The 22,181-nt window shown below is 65.6% G+C and carries 23 protein-coding genes; 11 read left to right on the forward strand and 12 right to left on the reverse strand.

Translation table 11 applies throughout. The features are described from left to right. Window positions 1–27: 27 nt before the first annotated feature. Together ASC89_RS16935 and ASC89_RS16940 are read right to left on the reverse strand one after the other, a co-directional pair. Window positions 28–363, reverse strand: a complete 336-nt coding sequence (locus ASC89_RS16935) for a hypothetical protein (RefSeq protein WP_055999864.1) — start codon at window positions 361–363, stop codon at window positions 28–30. 124 nt (window positions 364–487) lie between these two features. Beyond that, window positions 488–1,441: a ring-cleaving dioxygenase gene (locus ASC89_RS16940; protein WP_055999867.1), complete on the reverse strand. Its 954-nt coding sequence runs from the start codon at window positions 1,439–1,441 to the stop codon at window positions 488–490. A 201-nt stretch (window positions 1,442–1,642) separates the two neighbouring features. On the opposite strand from ASC89_RS16940, the gene ASC89_RS16945 reads away from it, so the two are divergent. Both ASC89_RS16945 and ASC89_RS16950 read left to right on the forward strand, forming a co-directional pair. After that, complete coding sequence (locus ASC89_RS16945) at window positions 1,643–2,884, forward strand: putative DNA modification/repair radical SAM protein (protein ID WP_055999870.1); 1,242 nt, start codon at window positions 1,643–1,645, stop codon at window positions 2,882–2,884. Then, on the forward strand, window positions 2,884–4,323 hold the full coding sequence (locus tag ASC89_RS16950; RefSeq protein ID WP_055999873.1) for a UdgX family uracil-DNA binding protein: 1,440 nt from the start codon (window positions 2,884–2,886) through the stop codon (window positions 4,321–4,323). Before ASC89_RS16945 ends, ASC89_RS16950 begins: the two co-directional genes overlap by 1 nt. 118 nt (window positions 4,324–4,441) lie before the next feature. Here ASC89_RS16950 and efp read toward each other — a convergent pair whose 3' ends face one another. Then, a complete protein-coding gene (gene efp / locus ASC89_RS16955; RefSeq protein WP_055999876.1) occupies window positions 4,442–5,014 on the reverse strand; it encodes an elongation factor P in 573 nt (190 codons plus the stop codon). Window positions 5,015–5,206: 192 nt separating this feature from the next. Here efp and epmA point away from each other — a divergent pair, with 192 nt between their 5' ends. Further along, the gene (gene epmA, locus ASC89_RS16960; protein WP_244488483.1) at window positions 5,207–6,226 is read left to right on the forward strand and encodes an EF-P lysine aminoacylase EpmA; all 1,020 of its coding nucleotides are present in this window, start codon (window positions 5,207–5,209) and stop codon (window positions 6,224–6,226) included. Next, the gene (locus ASC89_RS16965) at window positions 6,223–7,281 is read left to right on the forward strand and encodes a lysine-2,3-aminomutase-like protein (protein WP_055999881.1); all 1,059 of its coding nucleotides are present in this window, start codon (window positions 6,223–6,225) and stop codon (window positions 7,279–7,281) included. The genes epmA and ASC89_RS16965 overlap by 4 nt, the downstream gene beginning before the upstream one ends. On the opposite strand, the gene ASC89_RS16970 is transcribed toward ASC89_RS16965, so the two are convergent. Beyond that, window positions 7,278–8,171, reverse strand: a complete 894-nt coding sequence (locus ASC89_RS16970; RefSeq protein WP_055999884.1) for a LysR family transcriptional regulator — start codon at window positions 8,169–8,171, stop codon at window positions 7,278–7,280. The two genes, ASC89_RS16965 and ASC89_RS16970, sit on opposite strands and share 4 nt — an antisense overlap. Before the next feature lie 100 nt (window positions 8,172–8,271). On the opposite strand from ASC89_RS16970, the gene ASC89_RS16975 reads away from it, so the two are divergent. Further along, on the forward strand, window positions 8,272–9,156 hold the full coding sequence (locus ASC89_RS16975; RefSeq protein WP_055999887.1) for an aldo/keto reductase: 885 nt from the start codon (window positions 8,272–8,274) through the stop codon (window positions 9,154–9,156). A 65-nt stretch (window positions 9,157–9,221) separates the two neighbouring features. Beyond that, a complete protein-coding gene (locus ASC89_RS16980; protein WP_055999889.1) occupies window positions 9,222–10,058 on the forward strand; it encodes a carbohydrate-binding family 9-like protein in 837 nt (278 codons plus the stop codon). A gap of 174 nt (window positions 10,059–10,232) precedes the next feature. On the opposite strand, the gene nudC is transcribed toward ASC89_RS16980, so the two are convergent. From nudC to ASC89_RS17005, 5 genes are all read right to left on the reverse strand, one after another. Beyond that, entirely contained in the window at window positions 10,233–11,192 is a 960-nt protein-coding gene (gene nudC, locus ASC89_RS16985) for an NAD(+) diphosphatase (RefSeq protein WP_055999891.1), read from the reverse strand. 205 nt (window positions 11,193–11,397) lie between these two features. After that, on the reverse strand, window positions 11,398–11,637 hold the full coding sequence (locus ASC89_RS16990; RefSeq protein WP_055876851.1) for a YdeI/OmpD-associated family protein: 240 nt from the start codon (window positions 11,635–11,637) through the stop codon (window positions 11,398–11,400). Next, the gene (locus tag ASC89_RS16995) at window positions 11,634–12,032 is read right to left on the reverse strand and encodes a RidA family protein (protein WP_055876854.1); all 399 of its coding nucleotides are present in this window, start codon (window positions 12,030–12,032) and stop codon (window positions 11,634–11,636) included. Before ASC89_RS16995 ends, ASC89_RS16990 begins: the two co-directional genes overlap by 4 nt. A 138-nt stretch (window positions 12,033–12,170) precedes the next feature. Beyond that, window positions 12,171–12,908, reverse strand: a complete 738-nt coding sequence (locus tag ASC89_RS17000) for a sugar isomerase domain-containing protein (RefSeq protein ID WP_055876856.1) — start codon at window positions 12,906–12,908, stop codon at window positions 12,171–12,173. 1 nt (window position 12,909) lies between these two features. After that, on the reverse strand, window positions 12,910–13,644 hold the full coding sequence (locus ASC89_RS17005) for a GntR family transcriptional regulator (protein WP_156384657.1): 735 nt from the start codon (window positions 13,642–13,644) through the stop codon (window positions 12,910–12,912). A gap of 213 nt (window positions 13,645–13,857) precedes the next feature. Between ASC89_RS17005 and ASC89_RS17010 the strand changes: the two genes are divergently transcribed. From ASC89_RS17010 to ASC89_RS17030, 5 genes are all read left to right on the forward strand, one after another. After that, window positions 13,858–15,147: an ABC transporter substrate-binding protein gene (locus tag ASC89_RS17010; protein ID WP_055876860.1), complete on the forward strand. Its 1,290-nt coding sequence runs from the start codon at window positions 13,858–13,860 to the stop codon at window positions 15,145–15,147. Window positions 15,148–15,223: 76 nt separating this feature from the next. Beyond that, window positions 15,224–16,054 (forward strand): carbohydrate ABC transporter permease, encoded by an 831-nt coding sequence (locus tag ASC89_RS17015; RefSeq protein WP_156384658.1) that lies wholly within the window; start codon window positions 15,224–15,226, stop codon window positions 16,052–16,054. Then, a complete protein-coding gene (locus ASC89_RS17020; RefSeq protein ID WP_055876865.1) occupies window positions 16,038–16,877 on the forward strand; it encodes a carbohydrate ABC transporter permease in 840 nt (279 codons plus the stop codon). Before ASC89_RS17015 ends, ASC89_RS17020 begins: the two co-directional genes overlap by 17 nt. A gap of 5 nt (window positions 16,878–16,882) precedes the next feature. Next, window positions 16,883–18,364, forward strand: a complete 1,482-nt coding sequence (locus ASC89_RS17025; protein ID WP_055876868.1) for a beta-N-acetylglucosaminidase domain-containing protein — start codon at window positions 16,883–16,885, stop codon at window positions 18,362–18,364. After that, entirely contained in the window at window positions 18,354–18,986 is a 633-nt protein-coding gene (locus tag ASC89_RS17030) for an N-acetyltransferase (protein ID WP_055999894.1), read from the forward strand. Before ASC89_RS17025 ends, ASC89_RS17030 begins: the two co-directional genes overlap by 11 nt. 165 nt (window positions 18,987–19,151) lie before the next feature. On the opposite strand, the gene ASC89_RS17035 is transcribed toward ASC89_RS17030, so the two are convergent. The 3 genes from ASC89_RS17035 to ASC89_RS17045 form a co-directional block, all read right to left on the reverse strand. Further along, window positions 19,152–19,928, reverse strand: a complete 777-nt coding sequence (locus ASC89_RS17035) for an SDR family oxidoreductase (protein ID WP_055999896.1) — start codon at window positions 19,926–19,928, stop codon at window positions 19,152–19,154. Further along, window positions 19,925–20,920 (reverse strand): ABC transporter permease, encoded by a 996-nt coding sequence (locus tag ASC89_RS17040; RefSeq protein WP_055876876.1) that lies wholly within the window; start codon window positions 20,918–20,920, stop codon window positions 19,925–19,927. Before ASC89_RS17040 ends, ASC89_RS17035 begins: the two co-directional genes overlap by 4 nt. Window positions 20,921–21,127: 207 nt before the next feature. Next, on the reverse strand, window positions 21,128–22,168 hold the full coding sequence (locus ASC89_RS17045; RefSeq protein ID WP_055876879.1) for a sugar ABC transporter substrate-binding protein: 1,041 nt from the start codon (window positions 22,166–22,168) through the stop codon (window positions 21,128–21,130). Between the last annotated feature and the right edge of the window lie 13 nt (window positions 22,169–22,181).

The following is a 22,181-nucleotide window of genomic DNA, read 5'->3' on the forward strand; positions in this document are numbered from 1 at the left end:
GATATCGCCGCCCTGGCCGTTCCCGTCCTAATTCACGGTGCCGGTGAATGTTGTCGTTGTGGTGGTGGTGGTGGTCGTCGTCGTGACGATCACGATGCCGCCACTACCGCTGCCGCTGCCCGATCCCAGCCACTCGTTCGTGAAGTTCCGTGCCGGCGAGCAGTTGGCCTGGTGCAACTCGGGGTCGGTGATCATCCAGCCGAAACACTCGACGAAATGGTCGATCTGCGCGACGACGTCGGGCGTGAAAAACGCCTGGCTGGTGACGGTACTGCCCAAGAACAAAAGCCCGGCAACGGGAATTGCCGCGAGCGCGAGGCGCCGGCGAGACTTCGGCTTGGCAGATTTTCTGGGGTCCTGCATAGAAGCTCCGTGACACTGTGCTATGACGAAGCAGTGTACAAGACCGCACACTGCTTCCCGGTCAGCGCTACAGGTAGCGAAAGGCTCGGGTGTCGGCAATCCTCCGCGAGCGCTCAGACAACTATTATGATAGCGGCTTCAACCCAGCTTCGATCTCCGCCCGACGTCCCTCGAGGAACGGCGGAAGCGCCAGGCGCCGGCCGAGGGTTTCGAGCGGTTCGTCGGCGGTGAAGCCGGGGCCGTCGGTGGCGATCTCGAACAGGATGCCGTTGGGCTCACGGAAGTAGAGCGACTTGAAGTAGAAGCGCTCGACCTCGCCCGAGGAGCGGACGCCGAACTCAGCCGTGCGCTTCACCCACTCGTCGAATTCTTCCTTGTTGGGGGTGCGGAAGGCGACATGGTGCACGCCGCCGGCGCCCTGGCGGGCCTGCGGCAGATCGGGGTTCACCTCGACATGCAGTTCGGCCGCAGCACCGCCTTCCCCCATCTCGAAGACGTGGATTTCGCCGTTCTTCTCGCGGGCCGGGTAGGAGCGGACTTCGCGCAGGTTCATCACCTTGCTCAGTACCGGTTCGGAGCGGCGGAGGTCGGGGACGGCGAGGGTGATTGGCCCGAGGCCGATGATCTGGTGCTCGGCCGGGATCGGGCTCTCGGCCCAGGGATGGGCCGGGGCGGATTTGGGATCGGCGATCAGCCGGAAGCGCTGGCCCTCGAAGTCCTCGAAGTCGAGCGAGAGGTGCCCGGCACGCTCCTTGATGTTGCCTGAGGCGATGTCCTTTTCCTTGAGGTGTTCCTTCCACCAGCTGAGATCGGCTTCCGAATGGACGCGCAGCCCGGTGCGGGAGACTTCGTGGTTGCCGCGCTTGTTCGGGGCGGCCGGCCAATCGAAGAAGGTCAGGTCGGCGCCGGGCGAGGCGATCGCGTCGCCGTAGAACAGGTGATAGGCGCTGACATCGTCCTGGTTGACGGTCTTCTTGATCAGCCGCAGTCCGAGCGTGCGGGTGTAGAATTCGACGTTACGCTGCGCCGCCGCGGTAATGGCGGTGAGGTGGTGAATGCCTTTGAGTTCGAGGGTCATGTGGACCTCCTGATGAAAGCTCGTGACCACCAGATAGGCGGTCTCGGACCGGCGAGATAGCTGCCCCACGCCGACGCATTGTCCAGCAATCCTGAACGATGCTGCGCGTGGCGTTTCCGCGATCACTTCCGAACATGTCTTTTTGAGTTGCTCCACAGCAGGCCTCGGAGGCAAGCTCCGTTGCGAACATAAAGTGAACAGATGACCCAGCTGACCCTGCAGCGAAAGCTGTCGATCCTCTCGGATGCGGCGAAATACGACGCGTCCTGCGCCTCGAGCGGCTCGGTGAAACGCTCGAGCCTTGCGACCGGCGGCATCGGCTCGACCGAGGGCAGTGGCATCTGCCACTCCTATGCGCCGGACGGGCGCTGCATCTCGCTGCTGAAAGTGCTGCTGACCAATTTCTGCGTCTATGACTGCGTCTATTGCGTCAACCGCTCGTCCTCCAACGTGCAGCGGGCCCGCTTCTCGGTCGAGGAAGTGGTCGGGCTGACGCTCGATTTCTACAAGCGCAATTACATCGAGGGGTTGTTCCTCTCGTCCGGCATCATCCGCTCACCCGACTACACCATGGAGGAGATGGTGCGGGTGGCGCGCACGCTGCGCGAGACCCACAGGTTCGGCGGCTACATCCATTTGAAGGTGATCCCCAATGCCGCGCCGGAGCTGCTGGCGGAGGCCGGGCTGCATGCCGATCGGCTCTCGACCAATATCGAGCTGCCGACCGATATCAGCCTCGAGACGCTGGCGCCGGAGAAGAAGCCGAGCGCCATCCGCACGGCGATGGCGCATATCCAAGCAAAGCGCGAGGAAAGTCGGCCGGACGGCAAGCTCGAAGGCAAGCGCAAGCCCACGAGGCTCGCGCCGGCCGGACAATCGACCCAGCTGATCGTCGGCGCCGACCAGGCGACGGATGCCACCATACTCGGGCGCAGCGCGGCGCTCTATTCGGGCTATGGGCTGAAGCGGGTCTACTACTCGGCGTTTTCGCCGATCCCCGATGCGAGCTCGAAACTGCCGCTGGCGCCGCCGCCGCTGATGCGCGAGCACCGGCTGTACCAGGCGGATTGGCTGATCCGGTTCTATGGCTTCGACGTCGACGAGATCGTTTCGGGCGGCGAAGACGGGCTGCTCGATCTGAAGCTCGACCCAAAACTCGCCTGGGCGCTGGGTAACCGCGGGCAGTTTCCGGTCGATGTGAACCGGGCGGCGCGGGAGACCCTGCTGCGGGTGCCGGGGCTCGGCGTAAGGGTGGTCGACCGCATCCTCAGCTCGCGGCGGCATCACCGGTTGACGCTGGCCGACCTGGCGCGGATGGCCGGATCGATCGACAAGCTGCGGCCGTTCGTCGAAGCGGACGATTGGTCCCCGGGCGGGCTGACCGATGACGCCAAACTCAGGGGGAAGCTGACCCCGGCCCCAAAGCAGCTGGAGTTGTTCTGATGCGCTCGGTGCGGCTCGAAGCGCTCAACGATTTCGACCAGTGGCGGGCGGCAGCGCGACGGCTGTTGCTCGACGCGGTGCCACCGGACGAGGTGGTGTGGCTCGATCCCTCGACGCCGCAGGATCTGTTCGTCACCGAGAACGCGCCGGCAGAGGTGACCGAGCGCAAGGTCGGGGTGGTGCCGCAGCGCTTCATCGACTGGGCCGAGGCGGGGATCTGCCACAGCGATCCCGAACGTTTCGCGCTGCTCTATCGGCTGCTGTGGCGGCTGCAGAAGGACAAGGCGTTGATGGAGGCGCGCTCGGACCCCGATGTTGGCCGGCTCGACCGGCGGGTGTCTGCAGTGCGGCGCGATGCGCACAAGCTCAAGGCCTTCGTGCGGTTCAAGTCCATCGCCGACGATTCCGGGCTCGAGCGGTTCGTCGCCTGGTTCGAGCCGGAACATTACGTGCTGGAGCGGGTGGCGCCGTTCTTTGTCAGGCGCTTCACCGGCATGATGTGGGCGATCGTCACGCCCTACCGTTCGGTATTCTGGGATGGCGAGAGCCTCGAGTTCGGGTCGGGTGGGCACAAGGCCGATGTGCCTGCCGAGGATGCCATGGAGGGGGTGTGGAAGAGTTACTTCGCCTCGATCTTCAACCCGGCGCGGCTCAAGGTGCGGATGATGAAGTCGGAAATGCCGGTGAAATACTGGCGCAACCTGCCGGAGGCCGAACTCATTCCTTCCCTGATACGCGGCGCCAAGGCAGCGGAGGCGGAAATGATCGAGCGGCAGGCCAGCATCCCATCATCGAAACACCTGCGGCGGACCGAGCGGCAGGTCGAGGACGAGGTGCCCGAGGTCGAGATCACCTCGCTCGGCGCGGCCCGCCAAGCGATCGACCAGTGCCGGCGCTGCCCGCTCTACGAGATGGCGACGCAGCCGGTGTTCGGCGAGGGGCCTGATAATGCCGAGGTGATGTTCGTCGGCGAGCAGCCGGGCGATCAGGAGGACCTTGCGGGCAAACCCTTCGTCGGGCCGGCCGGCAAGGTGTTCGATGCGGCGATGACGGAGGCCGGCATCGACCGGGAGCGGGCTTACGTCACCAATGCGGTCAAGCACTTCAAGTTTGTGCCGCGCGGCAAGAAGCGGCTGCACCAGCGGCCCAATATGGGGGAGGTGAAGGCCTGCAAATTCTGGCTCGATCTGGAGCGGGAATTCGTCAAGCCGAAGCTGATCGTGGCGCTGGGCGCGACGGCGGTCGCCAGTCTTGCCGGCAGCAGTACGACGCTGGGCTCGGTGCGCGGCCGGGTCACCGAGTTGGCCGACGGAACGCGGATGCTCGCGACAGTGCACCCGTCCTACCTGCTGCGGATGCCGGATCGGGCGGAGGCAGAGCGGGAGCGCGAGCGGTTCGTCGCCGACCTCAGGGAGGTGCGCAAAGCAATGGGGCACTGAGTGCCCATTGCTTTGTATTAGTGCATAGTCAGCATCCCAGCCCTGCAAGCGTAGCTCTTCGGGCCTGACCTCCTAAAATCGTTCCACTGGAGCGATTTTGCCGCTTTGCGGCCGAAGGTCAGTCCTTGGCGCGCTCGACGTAGCTGCCGTCGGCGGTCATGACGACCACCTTGGTGCCGACGCCGATATGGGGCGGGACCATGGTCTTGACGCCGTTGTTGAGGGTCGCCGGCTTGAACGAGGAGGAGGCGGTCTGGCCCTTCACCACCGGCTCGGTCTCGACGATCTCGAGGCTGACGCGCTGCGGCAGTTCGATCGACAGCGCCACGCCGTCGAAGGTGCGGATGTAAACTTCCATGCCGTCGGTGAGGTAGGCGGCCTGATCGCCGACCACGTCTTCCGAGACGGCGATCTGCTCGTAGGTGGTGGGCTCCATGAAGTGGAAGCCCTCGGCATCGTTATAGAGGAACTGGTAGGCGCGCTCGTCGACGTCGGCCTTCTCGACCATTTCGACGGTGCGCCAGCTGGCGGCAACCTTCACGCCGTCCGAGATGCGGCGCATGTCGACCTTGGTCACCGAGTTGCCCTTGCCGGGATGGATGTTCTCGGCGACCAGCACGATGTAAAGCTTGCCGTCGTCGTGCTCGACGACGTTGCCCTTGCGCAGCGACGAGGCGATGACCTTGACCATTAGTTCTTCCTTGTTCAACGGTTGGCGAGGGCCTAGAGAGCGGCAGCAAAAGGCCGGGCCGAACGCGCTAATCTGATGTATCGGTGCCGCCGATACCCTAATTCCGCGAAAACCGCCAGTCCCGAGCCGAAAGACGTAGCCTTGCCCGCCCCCTCACCAGTCCCGCCGGTTTCCCCATGGTGGACGGCCTCGGTGCACGCCGACCGGCGTCCGGCGCTCTTGGCGCGCAACCGCATCGAGCTGGCGGTGCGCAAGTATCTCGCCGATCGGGATTTTCTGATGGTTGACCCGCCGGGGCTGCAGCGCAGCCCGGGCAACGAGACGCATCTGCATGCCTTTGCCACCACGGCGATCGGCAATGACGGGGTGGGGGAGACGCTCTATCTCCACACCTCGCCGGAATTCTCGATGAAAAAGCTCCTCGCGGCGGGAGAGCGGCGCATCGCCAGCCTCGGACACGTGTGGCGGAATCGCGAACGGAGCGCTTTGCACCACCCCGAGTTCACCATGCTCGAGTGGTATCGGGCGGGGGAGCCATATGACGCGGTGATCGCTGATTGCGTCAACCTGCTGCGGATTGCGGCCGAGACGACGGGCGTGACGGCGCTGAAGTTCCGTGACCGCGCGTGCGACCCGTTCGCGGAGCCCGAGCGACTGGGCGTGGTCGAGGCGTTTGAGCGCTATGCCGGGGTTGACCTGTTCGCGACCATGAATGCGGCGGGCGAGACGGATGCAGCGGCGCTGGCTGCCGAGATGCGGCGCGTCGGGCTCGATGTGCCGAGGGAATACACCTGGTCGTACCTGTTCAGCCGCGTGCTGGTGGAAAAGGTCGAGCCGAACCTGGGATTGGGGCGGGTGACAGTGCTCGACCGTTACCCGGCGGCGGAAGCGGCACTGGCGCGGCGGACCGGAGACGATCGGCGGCTGGCGGAGCGGTTCGAGCTCTATGCCTGCGGCGTGGAACTGGCCAACGGCTTTGGTGAGCTCACCGATGCAGCAGAGCAGCGCCGTCGATTTGCCGCCGAGATGGAAGAAAAGCAACGGCTCTATGGCGAAACCTATCCGCTGGATGAAGACTTGCTGGCGGCGCTGCCGCTGATGGACGAAACCAGCGGCGTGGCGCTCGGCTTCGATCGGCTGGTGATGCTGGCCGTCGGCGCGCGGCGGATCGAGGATGTCCTGTGGGTGCCGGTGGTCGGAGGCGACAGATGAAACAGGATCGCGCGATCCGGACGGCGAAGGACCTGGTCTCGGCCGGCCTGCTCGGAGCAGACCGCCTCGGCGACGCCGAAGCGGTGGCGAAGCGCTATGCCCTTGCGGTGACGCCTGACATGGCGGGTCTGATCGACCGGGCGGACCCGAACGATCCAATTGCCCGGCAGTTCGTGCCAGACATCGCTGAACTCAGCACCACGCCGGAGGAACGGGCCGATCCGATCGGCGACCTGTCGCACTCGCCGGTCGAGGGGATTGTGCATCGCTATCCCGACCGGGTGCTGCTCAAGGCTGTGCATGTCTGTCCGGTCTATTGCCGGTTCTGCTTCCGCCGCGAAATGGTCGGGCCGGAAGGGCTCGGGACGCTGGCGCCCGAGGCGATGGATGCCGCCATCGGCTACATCACCAACCATCCCGAGATCTGGGAGGTGATCCTCACCGGCGGCGATCCGCTGGTGCTGTCGGCGCGGCGGCTCGAGGAGATGATGCTGCGGCTCAAGGACATCCCACACGTCAAGATCGTGCGCTTCCATAGCCGGGTGCCGGTGGTGGAACCGGAGCGGGTCGACGACAAGCTGATCGCGGCGCTCAAGGCCAGCGGCAAGACCACCTATGTGGCGCTGCATGCCAACCACCCGCGCGAACTGACCCCGGCGGCGCGGGCGGCGGCCGGGCGGCTGGTCGATGCGGGTGTGGTGATGCTCAGCCAGTCGGTGCTGCTGCGCGGCATCAACGACGACCCTGACGTGCTGGCCGAGCTGATGCGTGGCTTCGTCGAGATGCGGGTCAAACCCTATTACCTGCACCATCCGGATCTGGCGCCGGGCACGGCGCATTTCCGACTGTCGATCGCCGAGGGGCAGGCGTTGGTCAAAAGCCTGCGCGGCCGGGTGTCAGGGCTCTGCCAGCCGACCTATGTGCTCGATATCCCCGGCGGCTACGGCAAGGCGCCGATCGCGGCGAGCAATGTCGAGGCGACGGGCGAAGACACTTACGCGGTATCGGACTGGCAGGGCGGGGTGCACCAGTATCCGCCGGCGGGCAACTACTAGCTCCGGTAGCGCAGCGCCTCGACGATGATCTGGAACGCCGGCGATTGCTGGCGCCGGCTCGGGTAGTAGAGGTGAAAGCCCGAGACCGGCGGGCACCACCCGTCGAGCACCACCGCGAGATCGCCGCGCGCCACAGCCTCGCGCACCGCCTCCTCGGGAACGAAGGCGATGCCGTATCCGCTGAGCGCGGCATCGACCGAGAGGTCGATGGAGCTGAAGGTCAGCTGTCCCTCGACGCGGACCCGCAGCGGCCGTCCATCGTGCTCGAATTCCCAGGCGTAGATCACGCCACTGCCGATGAGGCGCAGGTTGATGCAGCGGTGCCGTACCAGTTCCTGCGGCGTCGCAGGCGCCGGGTGGCGCGCGAAATAGGCGGGGGAGGCGACCGGCAGCAGGCGGCTGTCGGGGGCGATGCGCACCGCCACCATGTCCTTTTCGACGCTTTCGCCCAGCCGCACGCCGGCATCGTAGCCTTGCGCGGCGATATCGACGAAGCCGTTATCGCTGACCAGCTCGAGCCGGATGTCGGGATAGTCGCCCAGGACAGCCTGCAGCTTCGGCCAGACCAGGGTGTCGGCGGCGTATTGGCTCGCAGTGATGCGAACGGTACCGGCCGGCTTGTCTCGCAACTCGCCCAGCGCCAGCAGCTCGGTGTCGATCTCGGCGAGGCGCGGGGCGACGGTGGCGAGGAGGCGCTCGCCGGCCTCGGTGGGTGAGACGCTGCGGGTGGTGCGGGTGAGCAGGCGATAGCCGAGACGCTCCTCGAGGGCGCGGACGGTCTGGCTCAGCGCCGAGGGCGAGAGGCCGAGCTCCGCCGCTGCCCGGGTGAAGCTTCGGACCCGCGCCACCACGGCGAAGGCGGCGAGGTCGTTATAGCTGGTCCGTACCATTATGAAGCTCTGCTTACAGGTAGATGCAGATTACAGGGCATTATCGGTTGAGAGAAGCCGGCCTATCTCTCCCTCGAAACTGCAATCGAGGAGGATGACGATGTCGATCCCGACCATCACTCTGAACAATGGCGTCACCTTGCCGGCCCTGGGGTTCGGCGTTTTCCAGACGCCACCCGACGAGACCGAGGTCGCCGCCGCCGAGGCGCTGCGGGTCGGCTATCGCCACATCGATACGGCTGCGGGCTATGGCAACGAGCGCGGCGTCGGCGCAGCGATCAGGGCATCAGGGCTGGATCGCGGCGAGGTGTTCATCGAGACCAAGATCTGGATCAGCGATTACGGCTACGAAGAGACCCTGCACAGCTTCAGCAAAAGCGCCGGCAAGCTGGGGGTCGAGCAGATCGACCTGCTGTTGCTGCACCAGCCGCTGCCCTCGGCCTTCGATCGGACACTCGGCGCCTATCGGGCGCTCGAGACGCTGCTGGCGGACGGCAAGGCGCGGGCGATCGGCATCAGCAACTTCATGCCGCAGCACCTCGAACGCCTGCTTCCTGAAGTCAAGGTGATGCCGGCGGTGAACCAGATCGAGGTCCACCCCTACTTTCAGCAACGCGAGTTGCAGGCGCTCAACGCCCGGCATGGTATCCTGACCCAGGCATGGGCGCCGATCGGCGGCATCACCTTCTATCGACCAGGGTTTCCGAAGAGCACGCTGGCCGAGCCCGTCATCCTCGAGATCGGCGCGGCACACGGTAAATCAGCGGCCCAGGTGATGCTGCGCTGGGGGCTGCAGCAGGGCCGTTCGGTGATCCCCAAATCGGTGAAGCCCGAGCGCATTGCGGAGAATTTTGCGGTGTTCGATTTCGAGCTGACATCAGCACAGCTCTCGGCGATCGATGGGCTCGACGGCGCGCAGCGCGGCGGACCCGACCCGGACAGCATCACGCTCGAGAGCTTCAAGCGCGAGATCCCCGAGGCATAGTCGAGGGGGTGGCGCTGCGTGGGACGGGACCATAGTCTCGCCCCGCTGCATCGACAGGTACCCCTATGACCAGGACTTCGACATCGCCGTTCCCGTGGCCTGAGGAGCGGATCGCGCATTACACCGCCTATCGGGTGTCCGACCCACCAGCGATCGATGGCCGGCTCGATGCAGCGGCCTGGGCGTTGGCGCCGCGCTCACCCAGGTTTGTCGACCTGATCAGTGGCAAGCCGACGGTGCACGATACGCGCGCCACGGTGCTGTGGGACGACACGCATCTCTATGTCGGGTTCTGGGTAGAAGAGCCGTTCGTCGAGGCGAAACTCACCGAGCGCGACGCGCTGATCTGGAGCGAGAACGACGTCGAACTGTTCGTCGCCGGCGCCGACGCGTATTACGAGCTCGAACTTAACGCGCTGGGGACGATCTACGAGGCGTTCTTTGTCTGGGACGATGCCTATGAGCGGGCTGGCTTCAGCAAGGCGGCAGAGTTTTCACGCAGCGCACCGGGCGCCAAACCGTGGAACGGAGTGGGGTTCGACAAGCATCCCAGGGGAACGCGGCTAGGCCTGTTCAGCTGGGACATGCCGGGGCTGAGGGCCGCCGCGTCGATCGACGGGACGCTCAACGACAATGCCGACCGGGATCGCGGCTGGACGGCGGAGATCGCTATTCCGTGGGCCAGCATGGGCTGGCTCGCCACCGACGGCCGCGCTTTGCCGCCGCGCGATGGCGACACCTGGCGGATGGATTTCTCGCGCTTCAACAGCTATCGCGCGGCGAAGCCAGCTGAGGATTCGGGCGGCTGGGCCTGGAGCGCGCATGGGGTGTGGGATTCGCACGTACCGGAGCTGTTCCCGTATGTGCATTTTTCGACGAAGGCGGTGGGGAGCGAGGGGTAGCGAGTCATGGCTGGGCCCGGTGCGGGCTGACCCCCACCCCTGTCCCCTCCCCCTAAGAATGGGGAGGGAGACCCACACACCAGCATCGAGACTGACGTCTCCCTCCCCCCTGCGGGGAGGGGACAGGGGTGGGGGTCAGCCCGCGCCGGCGGTAGGGGCAGGCATGCGAACTCCTCAATTCCCCCAATAATCCGGGTCGAGCAGCTTCCCGTGGGCCCAGGCTTCGATCAGGGCGCCGGCGATGGCGCCGGGACGGGGGCGGTTGATTTCCGGGTGGGTGCCAGCGAGGATTTCGAGCACCTCTGTCCGGCTGACCCAGCGGGCGTCGGAGAGTTCGACCGGATCGATGGTGATCGCCTCGCTCAGTGCGTCGCCCTGGCAGCCGAACATCAGCGACATCGGGAACGGCCAGGGTTGCGAGGAGACGTAGCGGACCGGACCAACCTTGATGGCGCTTTCTTCCAGCGTTTCGCGCCGTACCGCCGCTTCGATGGTTTCGCCCGGTTCGACGAAGCCGGCGAGCAGCGAATACATGCGCTCGGGCCAGCTCGGGCTGCGGCCGAGCAGCAACAGGTCGCCGCGGGTGATGGCCATGATCACCACCGGATCGGTGCGTGGGAAATGCTGCGTGCCGCATTGCGGGCATTTGCGGACCCAGCCGCTGCTTTCGACGCCGCTTGGCGCGCCGCAATTGGCGCAGAAGCGGTGGCTCGAGTGCCAGCTGATCAACGCGCGCCCGGTGGCAACGGTCTCGCCTTCGAGCCGGGTGAGGGTCGGCATCAGCCCGCGGATTTCCACGAACTTCATCTCGGGGAAGCCGGGGTGGACCTGCTGGGTCTGGTCGATGAACTGGCCGATGGTGGTGGCGTCCTCGGGCGGCGACCAGAGCGGCAGGTCGGCGGCAAAGCGCGGGCCCTCGGGCGTCAGCCCAACGAAGAGCGGCGCCTCCCGGCTGTCCGAAAGGGCAGGGTGATCGAGCGGCACCGCAGCGGGGCGGCCTTCGGCATCGGCGAGCAGCTTGCCGCGCCAGAATACCAGCGTCCTGGTGCGTGGATCGCTGCGGGTCTCGTCGGTGGTGCGCAGGTGCGCGACGCGGTCGAGCTCACCCGGCTTGAATGCAAACGCGTAGTCCACTGCTGCCCCCTCCAGTTTAGTCCGGAGGGTGTAGGGGGATGCGGCGCGGGCTGCAAGCGGGAGGCGAGCGCTATCATATAGGAGATCGGTGAGTGCGCCGCCCGAAATTGTCCACGGCCTCGCCCTACCCACCGGGTGTCATCCCTGCGAAAGTTCGCAGGGATGATATCGAGTGTGAGGGGCGAACCGGGCACCGCCTACCCGCTCAGCCGTTCCACTTCATCCCCATATAGACCCCGCCGACCTCCAGTTCCTCGAGCATCTGGGCGAGATGCTTGTACTTGGTGGACTCGCGCTTCACCTTGTTGATCCACAGCAGGTAATCGTTGCGCTGGTAGGGTGGGCGGGCGTCGTAAGCGGCGCGGAGGCCAGAGCGGTCCAGCGCGTCGCGGACGAAATCCGGCATTTCCTCGCGCTTGCGCAATGGCCGCAGCGCCGGGCTCATGCGAGCACCGCCTGGGCCTCGATCTCGATCAGGTAGTCGGGGTTGGCGAGACCGGCGACGCGCAGCACCGTGACGGTGGGCGGGTTGGTGCGGGCGCCCCAGAAGTTCATCCAGGCGCCGAAGGCAGCGCGGAGATCGGCCTGCTGGTCGATGACGACGGTGACTTTCACGAGATCCTCGAGTTGGGCTCCGGCGGCGTCGAGCACCGCCTTGAGGTTGCCGAGCGCCTGTGCCGACTGGGCAGCGACGTCGCCCTTGCCGACCACCTGGCCGTGCCGGTCGACGGCATTCTGGCCGCCGATCAGCAGGGTGCGCGCGCCTGACGGCACCAGGATAGCCTGGGTGAACACCGGATTGGAATGCAGCGTCTCGGGGTTGAGGTGCTGGACGGGCATGGGACGTCTCCTTGGTTGACGCCCAAACCTGCCGCCGGGCTGCTGACAGCTGAGGTCAGCAGAGTTCGCGGTATTCTATTACCGCGCCACGCCCCGGCTAGACCGGTCGAGGCTGTAGAGTCGCCTGCCCGGACGACCCTACAGCCCCCTGATCCGCGATTGCCACCGGCGGATCATTTCCTCTGCAGCGGCTTCCGCGCCCTGCATGTTTGCACTCTGATAAACATCAACCTCGACACCGTTATGCGACAGCTGGTCGACGGCTTCTGCCAGCACGGCGTTGAGAATGAACACCCCTGCGATGGTCGAGGTCGGTCCCATGCGGATGTCGTTACCGACACTGAGAGCGGCATCGCCGTATTCGCCGCCATTGTCGAGGACGAGATCGGTCACCTGATAGAGGAGTTTGCCCGAGTCGTGGCGCGAGGTGATGGCGCGCGCGTGGCGCAGCGAGGTGAGCGCGATGGTGGTGGCGCCACGGGCCTTGCAGGCGAGCGCCATTTCGATCGGATAGGCGTTGCGCCCGGAATTGGATGCGATGAACACCACGTCGCCCGCCTCGACCGGATAGTCGGCGAGGACCCGTTCGGCCCGGCCGGTTTCGCGCTCGAGCAGGGTGGAGCGCTCGGCGCCGAGGTGCAGCATCAGGTCGGGATCGAGAATGGCCTGCGCCGCGGCAATGCCGCCGGCGCGGTAAAAAGCCTCCTCGGCGATGAGATGCGAGTGGCCGGAGCCGGCGACATAGACCAGGTGGTCGGTGCCGAGCGCCGTGGCGACGGCGTCACGGGCCGCGTCGAGGGCAGCGGACTGCTCGCCGAGGATGCGGTCGAAGATGATGGCGAGCTGGTCGCGATAGCGCTGGCGCGGGGTGGTCATTCTAGCCTCTGATCTCGCCGACATACTTGTACCGATCGCCGCGATACCAGGTCATTGCATCCTCGACGACGGTGCCGGACAGGCCGTAGCCGAGCTGTGAAACTTCGAGCACCGCGGCGCCCGGCCGGATGCCGAGCTGGGCGGCAAGCGTCTCGTCGGCTTCGGTGGCCGAGAGGCTCTGCAGCACGCGGTGCGGACGGGCGTGGCGCGCGTCCATGCGTTCGTAAAGTGAGCCCGAGCCATCGTAATCGGCGCCCACGGCTTCGACCGGCACCACGGCGCGCTCGAGCGCTATGGCCTCGCCGCCGGCAAGGCGCAGGCGGACCAGCGTGAGAATGGGCGAGCCGAGCGGCAGGCCGGTGCGAAAGGCGGCATCGGCGCCGACCCGGCCGATCGAACATTCGAGCACGCGCGAGGTCGGCTCGAGCCCGCGCTGGCGCATGTCTTCGGTGAAGCCCGAGAGCTGCGACAGCGCCTTGGGAATGCGGCCGACCACTACGGTGCCGGCGCCCGGCCGGGTGGCGATGATGCCCTGCTGCGCCAGTTCCTTCAGCCCCTGGCGCAGGGTCGAGCGGGAGACGGCGAGCGCCTCGGCCATTTCGCGTTCGGAAGGCAGCGACTCGCCCGGGGCGATGGCGCCAGAATCGAGCACGGCGGTCAGCGCGTTGCGCAGGCGCTCGCCCAAGGGGCCATGCCGGGCCTCCATCCGTTCGCGTACCGCCGCGTAAAAGTCCAAGCGTCCTCCGACCAGTGAGCCGTGGTTGTTCTCGCGCAACTGGTATGATTTTGGACTGGCGTTTGCAAGCGGCTTGCGCGGAAACTTGCAAGCGCCTTAGCGTGGAACTTCGCCGGAAGTTTGAGCGCTGGACAAACTGGTTTAAACCAATAACATACCAGTTGGCAGGGAGATAACTGCCAAGAGATTTGGGGCGAAAACAGGGTGTTACCGATGATGGCCAAAAGATTGGCGCTGACGACCAAAAGGTTGGCGCTGACTACAGCGACCGCATTGCTGCTGCTGAGCACGGCCGCGATGGCGCAGACCGAAGTGCGCTTCACGCACTCCATCACCGGCGGGGCGAGCCGCGAGGCGCTCGATTCGATCATTGCCGATTTCCAGGCGGCCAATCCCGACATCAAGATCAAGGAGATCGTCTTCGACGACGATCAGTATTCCAACCAGGGGCTGATCACCCAGCTGAAGAGCAACGAGGTTCCAGACATCTTCTTCGAGTGGGCGGGCTTCCCGGTGCAGCGCGACGTCGCCGCCGGCTATGCCTATGACCTCACTGAAGCGATGGCGGCGGATGGCTGGAAGGATAGCTTCTCGCCGGCCGTGTGGACCGATGGCGCCGGCACCATGGTCGACGGCAAGCCGTACCTGGTGCCGCTGTCGCTCGATCTGACCAACACCATCTGGTACAACAAGAAGATCTTCGCCGAGCACAACCTGACGCCGCCCAAGAGCTGGGACGAGTTCGTGGCGCTCAACAAGACGCTGGCCGAGGCGGGCGAGACGCCGATCGTCGAGGGCAATAACGAGTTCTGGCCGCTCGGCAACTGGGCCGGCCACATCGCCGCCATGGTGGTGCCGCCGGACGCCTATATCGCCGCCTTCAAGCAGGAAGCGCCGTTCAACACGCCTGAGTTCGAGAAGGCGCTGAACCTCCTGGTCGGTCTCCACGATGTCGGGGCCTTCAACAAGGACATGCAGGCGCTGGGCGCTGACCCGGCGATGGCGACGTTCTTCCAGGAAGGTGCAGTGATGCACCCGATCGGTTCGTGGCTGGTGTCGGAGACCGCCAACCTCGCCGACGAGGGCTTCGAATACGGCCAGTTCAACACGCCAGTGATCGATCCGGGGCACCCGCTGGCCAACAGCGTGATCGGCACCATCACCGGCCTTGTCGTCCACAAGAACGCGCCGCATCCGGCCGAAGCGATCAAGTTCCTCAAGTTCCTGACCTCTGAGGCAAGCCAGATCAAGTGGGCCGAGAGCGGGCAGATGAGCCCGGTGCAGGGGGTCAGCGACAAGGCCAAGCTCGACGAGCAGACCCAGGCGATGCTGGCGCTGATGAGCGGTGCCTCGGGCATCGTGCCGCCACCGGACAACAAGTATCCGGTACCGGTCGCCGAGGCCTTCTACCAGGCTGCCGCCTTTGCCGCCTCGGGTGAGAAGAGCGCCAAGGACGCGCTGGTCTGGCTCGACGAGACGCTCGCCGCCATGGGCAAGCAGTAACCGGCGCCATATTTTGCAAGACCGCTCGGCCCCTATCAGCACCGGCGCCGCGAACCTGTTGTTCGCGGCGCCTGCGATGCTGTTATTCGCGACCTTCGTGCTGCTGCCTTTGGGCGCGTCGGTCTATTATGCCTTCACCTTCTGGGATGGGTTCAGCGCGCCGCGCTGGGCCGGGTTCGCCAACTTCGCCCGGGCGCTGACCGACCCGACATTCCTGATGTCGTTCGTGCATGTCGTCCTTTACATCGCCGCGACGCTCGTCTTCGAGGTGACGTTCGGGCTGGTGATGGCGGTGCTGCTCAACTCCGATCGGCGCGGCTTCTCGCTGATGCGCGGCATGTTCTTTGCGCCGGTGGTGCTGTCGATGTCGGCGGCGGGCGTCCTGTGGAAGTTCGTGCTCGACTACCGCACCGGGCTGCTCAACTCGACGCTGCGCTCGGTGGGGCTCGGCGACTGGGCGCAGCCCTGGCTGGCGCAGCCGGAGACGGCGCTCTTATTCATCTGCATCGTCTCGGGCTGGAAATATGCCGGCTTCTACATGGTGATCTTTTTTGCGGCGCTCAGGCGCATTCCGCGCAACCTCTACGAGGCGGCGCGGCTCGACGGCGCCAATGGCGTGCAGCAGTTCACTGCCATCACCCTGCCGATGCTGAAGCAGAACGTCATCGTCTGCATCCTCCTCGCGGTGACCGGCGGCTTTGCCGGGTTCGACCTGTTCTTCACCATGACCAACGGGCAGCCGTTCGGAGCGACGGAAGTGCCGGCGACCTGGATCATCAAGCAGGCCTTCGACCAGAACCAGATCGGCTATGGCGTGGCGCTCACCGTGGTGTTGACGCTGGTCGTCTCGCTGATCTCGATCGCCTATCTCAAGATTTCGGAGCGCGGCAATGTCACGCGCTACTGAACGGCGTCGCAGCACGGCCGAATGGCTGCAGTTCGGCGTGGCCGGCGCGATCGTCCTCGTCATGTTCTATCCGGCGATCTGGATGGTCTACTCGTCGTTCAAATCGAACCGCGAGATCTTCCGCGCGCCCTTCGCGCTGCCGGCGCAGTGGCGCTGGGAGAACCTCATCGAGGCCTGGCAGGTCGGCGGGCTTGGGACGCTCTATCTCAACTCGGTGTTCGTGACGCTGGTCGCGGTGAGCATGTGCGTGCTGTTCGCCACGGCGGCCGCCTTCGCCTTTACCCGGCTGGAGTTTCCGGGCCGGAAGCTGATGTACCGGATCCTGTTGATCGGGTTGCTGCTGCCCCCGCCTTCGGTCGCCATTGCGCTGTTCACGCAGCTGCGCGACATGCATCTGCTCAATACCCCCTGGGCGCTGATCCTGCCGGGGGCCGCCTGGCAACTGGCCTTCACGGTGTTCCTGATGCGGGCCTATTTCATCTCGATCCGGCCCGACATGGAAGAAGCGGCGCGGCTCGATGGCGCCAATACCTGGGAAATTTTCTGGCATGTGTCGGTGCCGATGGTGTGGCCGGCGATGCTGACCATGGTGGTGCTCAACACCATCAGCGTGTGGAATGAGCTGCTCTTCGCGCTGCTGTTCATCACCGACGATGCGCAGCGCACCCTGCCGGTCGGGCTGGTGCGGTTCTCGGGCTACCACAGCACCGACTATTCGCTGGTGTTCGCGGCCCTGACCATCACCACCGTGCCGATCCTGATCCTCTACTTCATCCTGCAACGGCATGTGATCGCCGGGCTCACCGCAACAGCGATGGACTGAACCAGATGGGAACTGTTCACGACTTTCCTGATGTCACCGCATCGCCGCCGGGGCTTTCCGGCTGGTCGCTGGATGTGCTGCTGGATCAGCCGGATCGACAAGGGGCCGGGCGCGCCAGGGTGCCAACCACGTTCCTCTCCGGCGTCATCGAAGGCTTTTACGGCCGGGCGTGGACGCATCCGCAGCGGATCGAGATGCTCGACTGGATCGCCAATGCCGGGATGAACAGCTTCGTCTACGGACCCAAGGATGACATCAAGATCCGCGCCCGCTGGCGCGAACTCTACAACGCGGCGGAAGCCGTAGCCCTCCAGGAGCTGGTCGACGCGGCACGGGCGCGGCAGCTCATTTTCATGGTGGCGATCGCCCCGTGTCTCGATGTCGTCTACTCGGACGCAAGCGACCTCGAGGCGCTGAAGCGCCGGCTCGACCAGCTCCTGGACCTCGGCGTGACGCATTTCGCGCTGCTGTTCGACGATATCCCGCGCACCATGATGCCGGCCGACGAGCGGGCCTTCCCCTCCTTCGCGGCGGCGCAGAGCTACTTCGCCAACGAGGCGTTCAAGCACGTCAAGGCGCGGGTTCCCGGAGCAGCCGTGCTGTTCTGCCCGACCGAATATTGCGCAGCGTTCGCCGGGCATGACGTGCCGGGCTCAGCCTATCTCAACAGCATCGGAGCGGAGCTCCACCCGGAGATCGGGGTGTTCTGGACCGGGCCGGATATTGTTTCGAAGACCATCAGCGCCGAGAGCCTCATCGAAGTCGGCCGGGTGCTGCGGCGCAAGCCGGTGATCTGGGAGAATTTCCACGCCAACGACTACGATATCCGCCGCGTCTATGCCGGGCCGCTGGGCGGCCGGCACGCCGATATCCTGCCGCTGATCGACGGGATCATCACCAACCCCAATAACGAGTTCGAGGCGAACTTCGTGCCGGTGCACGCGACCGGCGCCTTTGCCGCCGGCTCCGACGACGAGGCCTCGGCCTTCGCGCTGGCGCTGAAGGCCTGGCAGCCGCGCTTCCGGCTGGCCTTTACCGGGCAGACCGAGACGCTGACGGTGGAAGAGATCCGGCTGCTGGGTGAGTTGTTCTACCAGCCGTTCCGCTGCGGGCCGCAGGTCGAGGGCCTGTTGCAATCGGCGCGGCGGCTGATGAGCGAGAAGCGGCCGGACGTGCGCAACGAGAGCTGGCAGGATGGGCATGAGGCGCTGGTGCAGTTCCGCGACCGCATCATCGCCCTGTTCCACCGGATGACCGAGCTCGAGAACCGCGACCTGTTCTACGCCTTCCACCCTTATCTGTGGGAAGCGCGCGAGGAGATGACGCATCTCGTCACCTATCTCGACTGGCTGGCGGGCGACCCGCCGCGCGGCGCCGAGTTCCCCGACAAGGACAGGATCTACAATTTCTACCGGCAGGGCTTCACCGTGGCGGTGCAGGAGCTGCTGCCGCGCGACGGCAGCGGGCGCTACCGGCATGGTGCTTGATTTCGGTGGCGGCTACCGGCTCCGCGGGGCACTGGCCGAGGACCATGCGGCGCTCAACATGGTGTGCCTACGCACGGGCGACAGCGGCAAGGACGCGACCGCGCGCGAGGACGATCCGGACCTGCTCGGGCTGATCTACGCCGTGCCCTACCAGGTGTACGAGCCGGATTTCGCCTTCGTGGTTGATGGGCCGAACGGGGTCTGCGGCTATATCTTCGGGGCGCCGGATACGCCGGGAATTTACAAGAGAATGGCGGCGGAGTGGTTTCCGCCGCTGGCGGCACGGCTCGCCGATCCGGGGCCGGACGAGAGCCGGTGGCAGGGGAGCGACTGGGCGCGATACGCAATCCGTCATCCCGAATTCGTCTACCCCGAGGTGTTGCACCGCTATCCGGCACATGGCCATATCGACCTGCTCGAGGAGGCGCGCGGCAGGGGGATCGGCCGGCGCGGCATGGAGCATGTGATGGCAAAGCTGAAGCGGGCGGGAGCCAAAGGCATGCACCTGCAGGTGAGCCCGGTGAACCGCGGGGCGCAGACGTTCTATCGCAAGCTCGGGTTCGAAGTGCTGAAGGACCCGGTGCTGCCGCGGCACACGACGTTTATGGTGACGGGGCTTTAGCCACTCCACCCGGTGGTTGACTGACCCCCACCCTTGATCCCTCCCCCTAAGGATGGGGAGGGAGACGCTTACTCAAAAGCCGGTGTTTTGGTCTCCCTCCCCATGTTTAGGGGGAGGGGACAGCGGTGGGGGTCAGTCAACCACCGGGTGCCCGGTTAGTCGCCCCTAATCCCGATCCGGCATGATCCTGAAGTCGTTCCCCTCCGGCAGCAGCTGGCCGCCATCGACGATGATGGTTGTGCCGGTGATGTAGCTGGCTTCGTCCGAGGCAAGGAACAGGAACGCGTTGGCGACGTCGCGGGTGCTGCCGAGGCGGCCGAGGGGGATGGCGTCTTCCATCGATTTGAGGAACTCGGGCGAGCGGTGCTGCTGCACCGCTTCGGTGAGGATGTTGCCGGGTTCGACCCCGTTGACGGTGATGCCGTAGCCGGAGAACTCGAGCGCGGCGGCGCGGATCAAGCCGTTGATGCCGGCCTTGGTGGCCGAGTAGTGGCCGTGGCCCGGGCTGGTGACATGCGGGCCGGTGATCGACGAGGTGAAGAGGATGCGGCCATAGCCCTGGGCCTTCATCGGGGTGAGCGCGGCTCGGGCGGCGATGAAGCTGCCGCGCAGGTTCACCCCCATCACTCGATCCCAGTCATCGACGGAAGTCTGTTCGAGCAGCTGCCAGGGGTAGATGCCGGCGTTCTGCACCAGGATATCGAGCCGGCCATAGGTCTCAAGCGCCAGCGCGACGGCGGCCTCGGCGTCGGCGAGCTTCGAGATATCGGTGAAGATGAAGGGCGCGCCGAGCTCAGCTGCGGTAGCCGCGCCGGCCTCGCGCTCGGTGTCGGCGACAATGAGGTTGGCGCCTTCTTCCGCGAAGCGGACGGCAATAGCTTTGCCGATGCCGCGCGCCGCTCCGATGACGAGCGCGGTCTTGCCTTGAAGTCGTTTGGTCATGCGAGTTTTTGCCTGATCGAGAGTTTCAGTGTGTCGAGGAGCACGGCGGCGAGCACCAGGAGGCCATGGATCACCTGGGTGGAGGTGGCGGGCAGGCCCATCAGGTTGATGGCGGTGTTGATGGCCGAGAGCAGCAGCACGCCGGCATAGACGCCGGGCAGGGCGCCGACGCCGCCCTTCAAACTGACGCCGCCGATCACCACCGCGGCGAAGGCGTTGAACAGCAGCCCCATGCCGAGATTGGCGGTGGCGCCAGAGGTGCGGATGGCGAGCAGCCAGCCGGCGAGCGCGGCGATGGCCCCGGCGAGCACGAACGAGGTGATGAGGATGCGGTCGACCTTGATGCCGGCGCGGAAGGCGGCGTTCTGGTTGCCGCCGATGATGATGAGGTGCCGGCCAAACCGGCTCTTGGCCATGATCAGCGAGAACACCACGAAGCAGAGGATAGCGATCCAGGCGGTGAGCGGCAGGCCGAGCAGGCGTTGCACGCCGAACCAGCGAATGGCGGGCGCCAGGTCCTGCGCCGAGCGGCCGCCGGAGAGCGCCAGCACCACGCCGCGCACCCAGATGTAGGAGGCGAGGGTGACGATGAAGGCGTTCATCTTCAGCTTGACGATCAGCAGGCCGTTGAAGGCGCCGATGGCGCTGCCGACGGCCAGCGCGATGATCAGCGAGACCGGAACGCCGAGCCAATCCGGCGTCAATTGCACGCCCATGCCGATGCCTGCCGAGCAGAAGACGATGCCGACCGCCATGGCGGAAAGCGCCGCGACGGATTCGACCGACAGATCCATGTGGCCGGCGATGATCACCAGCGCGAGGCCGATCGACATGACGCCGAGCACCGAGGACGCCTCGATGATGTTGGCGAAGATGCCGGGCTGGAAGTAGTTCGGCACGAAGATCGAGAACACCAGCAGCACGAACAGCAGCATGAACCAGACGAGGTTATCGAGGATGAACTCGAGGGCGCGGCGGGTGTTGGGGTTCATGCTGGGGTTCCGGTGACGGGTGCTTGCAGTCGGGTCTCCCTCCCCCTTGTGGGGAGGGATCAAGGGTGGGGGTGGCCACACGCTCAGAGCTCGGGGCCTCCCCCCACCCAGCTGCGCAACGGACTTGGGCTGCGCCCAAGCTCCTGCTTCGCTACCCTCCCCACAAGGGGGAGGGAGGGGCCGGTGTTTTGCCGCTCTGAGCTCTGCTTATTCCACCGACTTCACGGTATCCGTCGGGGGCTTCAGGTTGCCCCAGAAGGCCGGGTTGTCGATGTTCTCGGCCGTGATGGCGGCGCCGGGGATCTTGATGTTGGGGCCCCAGGCTTCGATCGTCACGGTGGAGGGGAGGCCCAGCACGTCGTAGGAGCCGGCCTTGATCTCCTCTTTGTTCACGATCTTGTCCATGAACATGGCGACGGCGGCGGCCTGGGCGTAGAGCGGCTGCTCGACTTCGGCCTGCATCCAGCCCTTGCGGATCAGGTCGAGGCCGACCGGTGCGCCGTTCGAGGAGAGCATCAGCACGTCGCCCGGCTTCTTGCCGGCAGCTTCCAGCGAAGCGGCAGCGGCGACCGAAAGGTGAGCGGCGTGGTTGAAGATCAGGTCGATATCGGGGTTGGCCAGCAGCTGGTCGTTGACGATGGTGCCCGCGGCATCGGCGGCCCAGCCGAGCGCCGGCAGTGAGATGATCTTGACGTCCGGGTAGGCCGCCATCTTCTCCTCGAAACCCTTCTGGATATCGAGGGTGTAGGGGTCGCCCGGATCGCCGAGCACCTGCAGCACCTTACCCTTCACGGCGCCGTTCTTCTTGGTGAGGAGACCCCCGACCACTTCGGCGGCGACATAGCCGATCTCGACGGTGCCGGCGACCGAGGTGAATGACGACGGCGTCGAGGTGATCTGGCGGTCGAACTCGACCACCGGGATGCCGGCGGCCATGGCCGCTTCGATCGAGGGCTTCAGCGCATTGAAATCGACGGCGGCGAGAATGATGGCCGCCGGCTTCAGCGCGATGACGTCGTTCATCTGGGATTGCTGGACGTCGGTCTTGTTGTCGGCATTGAGGGTCTGCATCTCATAGCCGACCTGCTTCAGGAACATTTCCAGCGCCGAGACCGAGCCGGTCTGGAACTCGTCGAGCAGGGTGGGCACGAGGTAATAGACCTTGCCTTTGGTCTGGGCGAAGGCCGGCGTCAGCAGGGCCAGAGCCACTGCCAGAACGCCGAAGACGGATAGAAGTATTCGCTTCATTTCGTTCGCTCCT

Origin of the sequence: Devosia sp. Root413D1 (genome assembly GCF_001425235.1) — a bacterium.
In the GTDB taxonomy this organism is placed as follows: domain Bacteria; phylum Pseudomonadota; class Alphaproteobacteria; order Rhizobiales; family Devosiaceae; genus Devosia_A.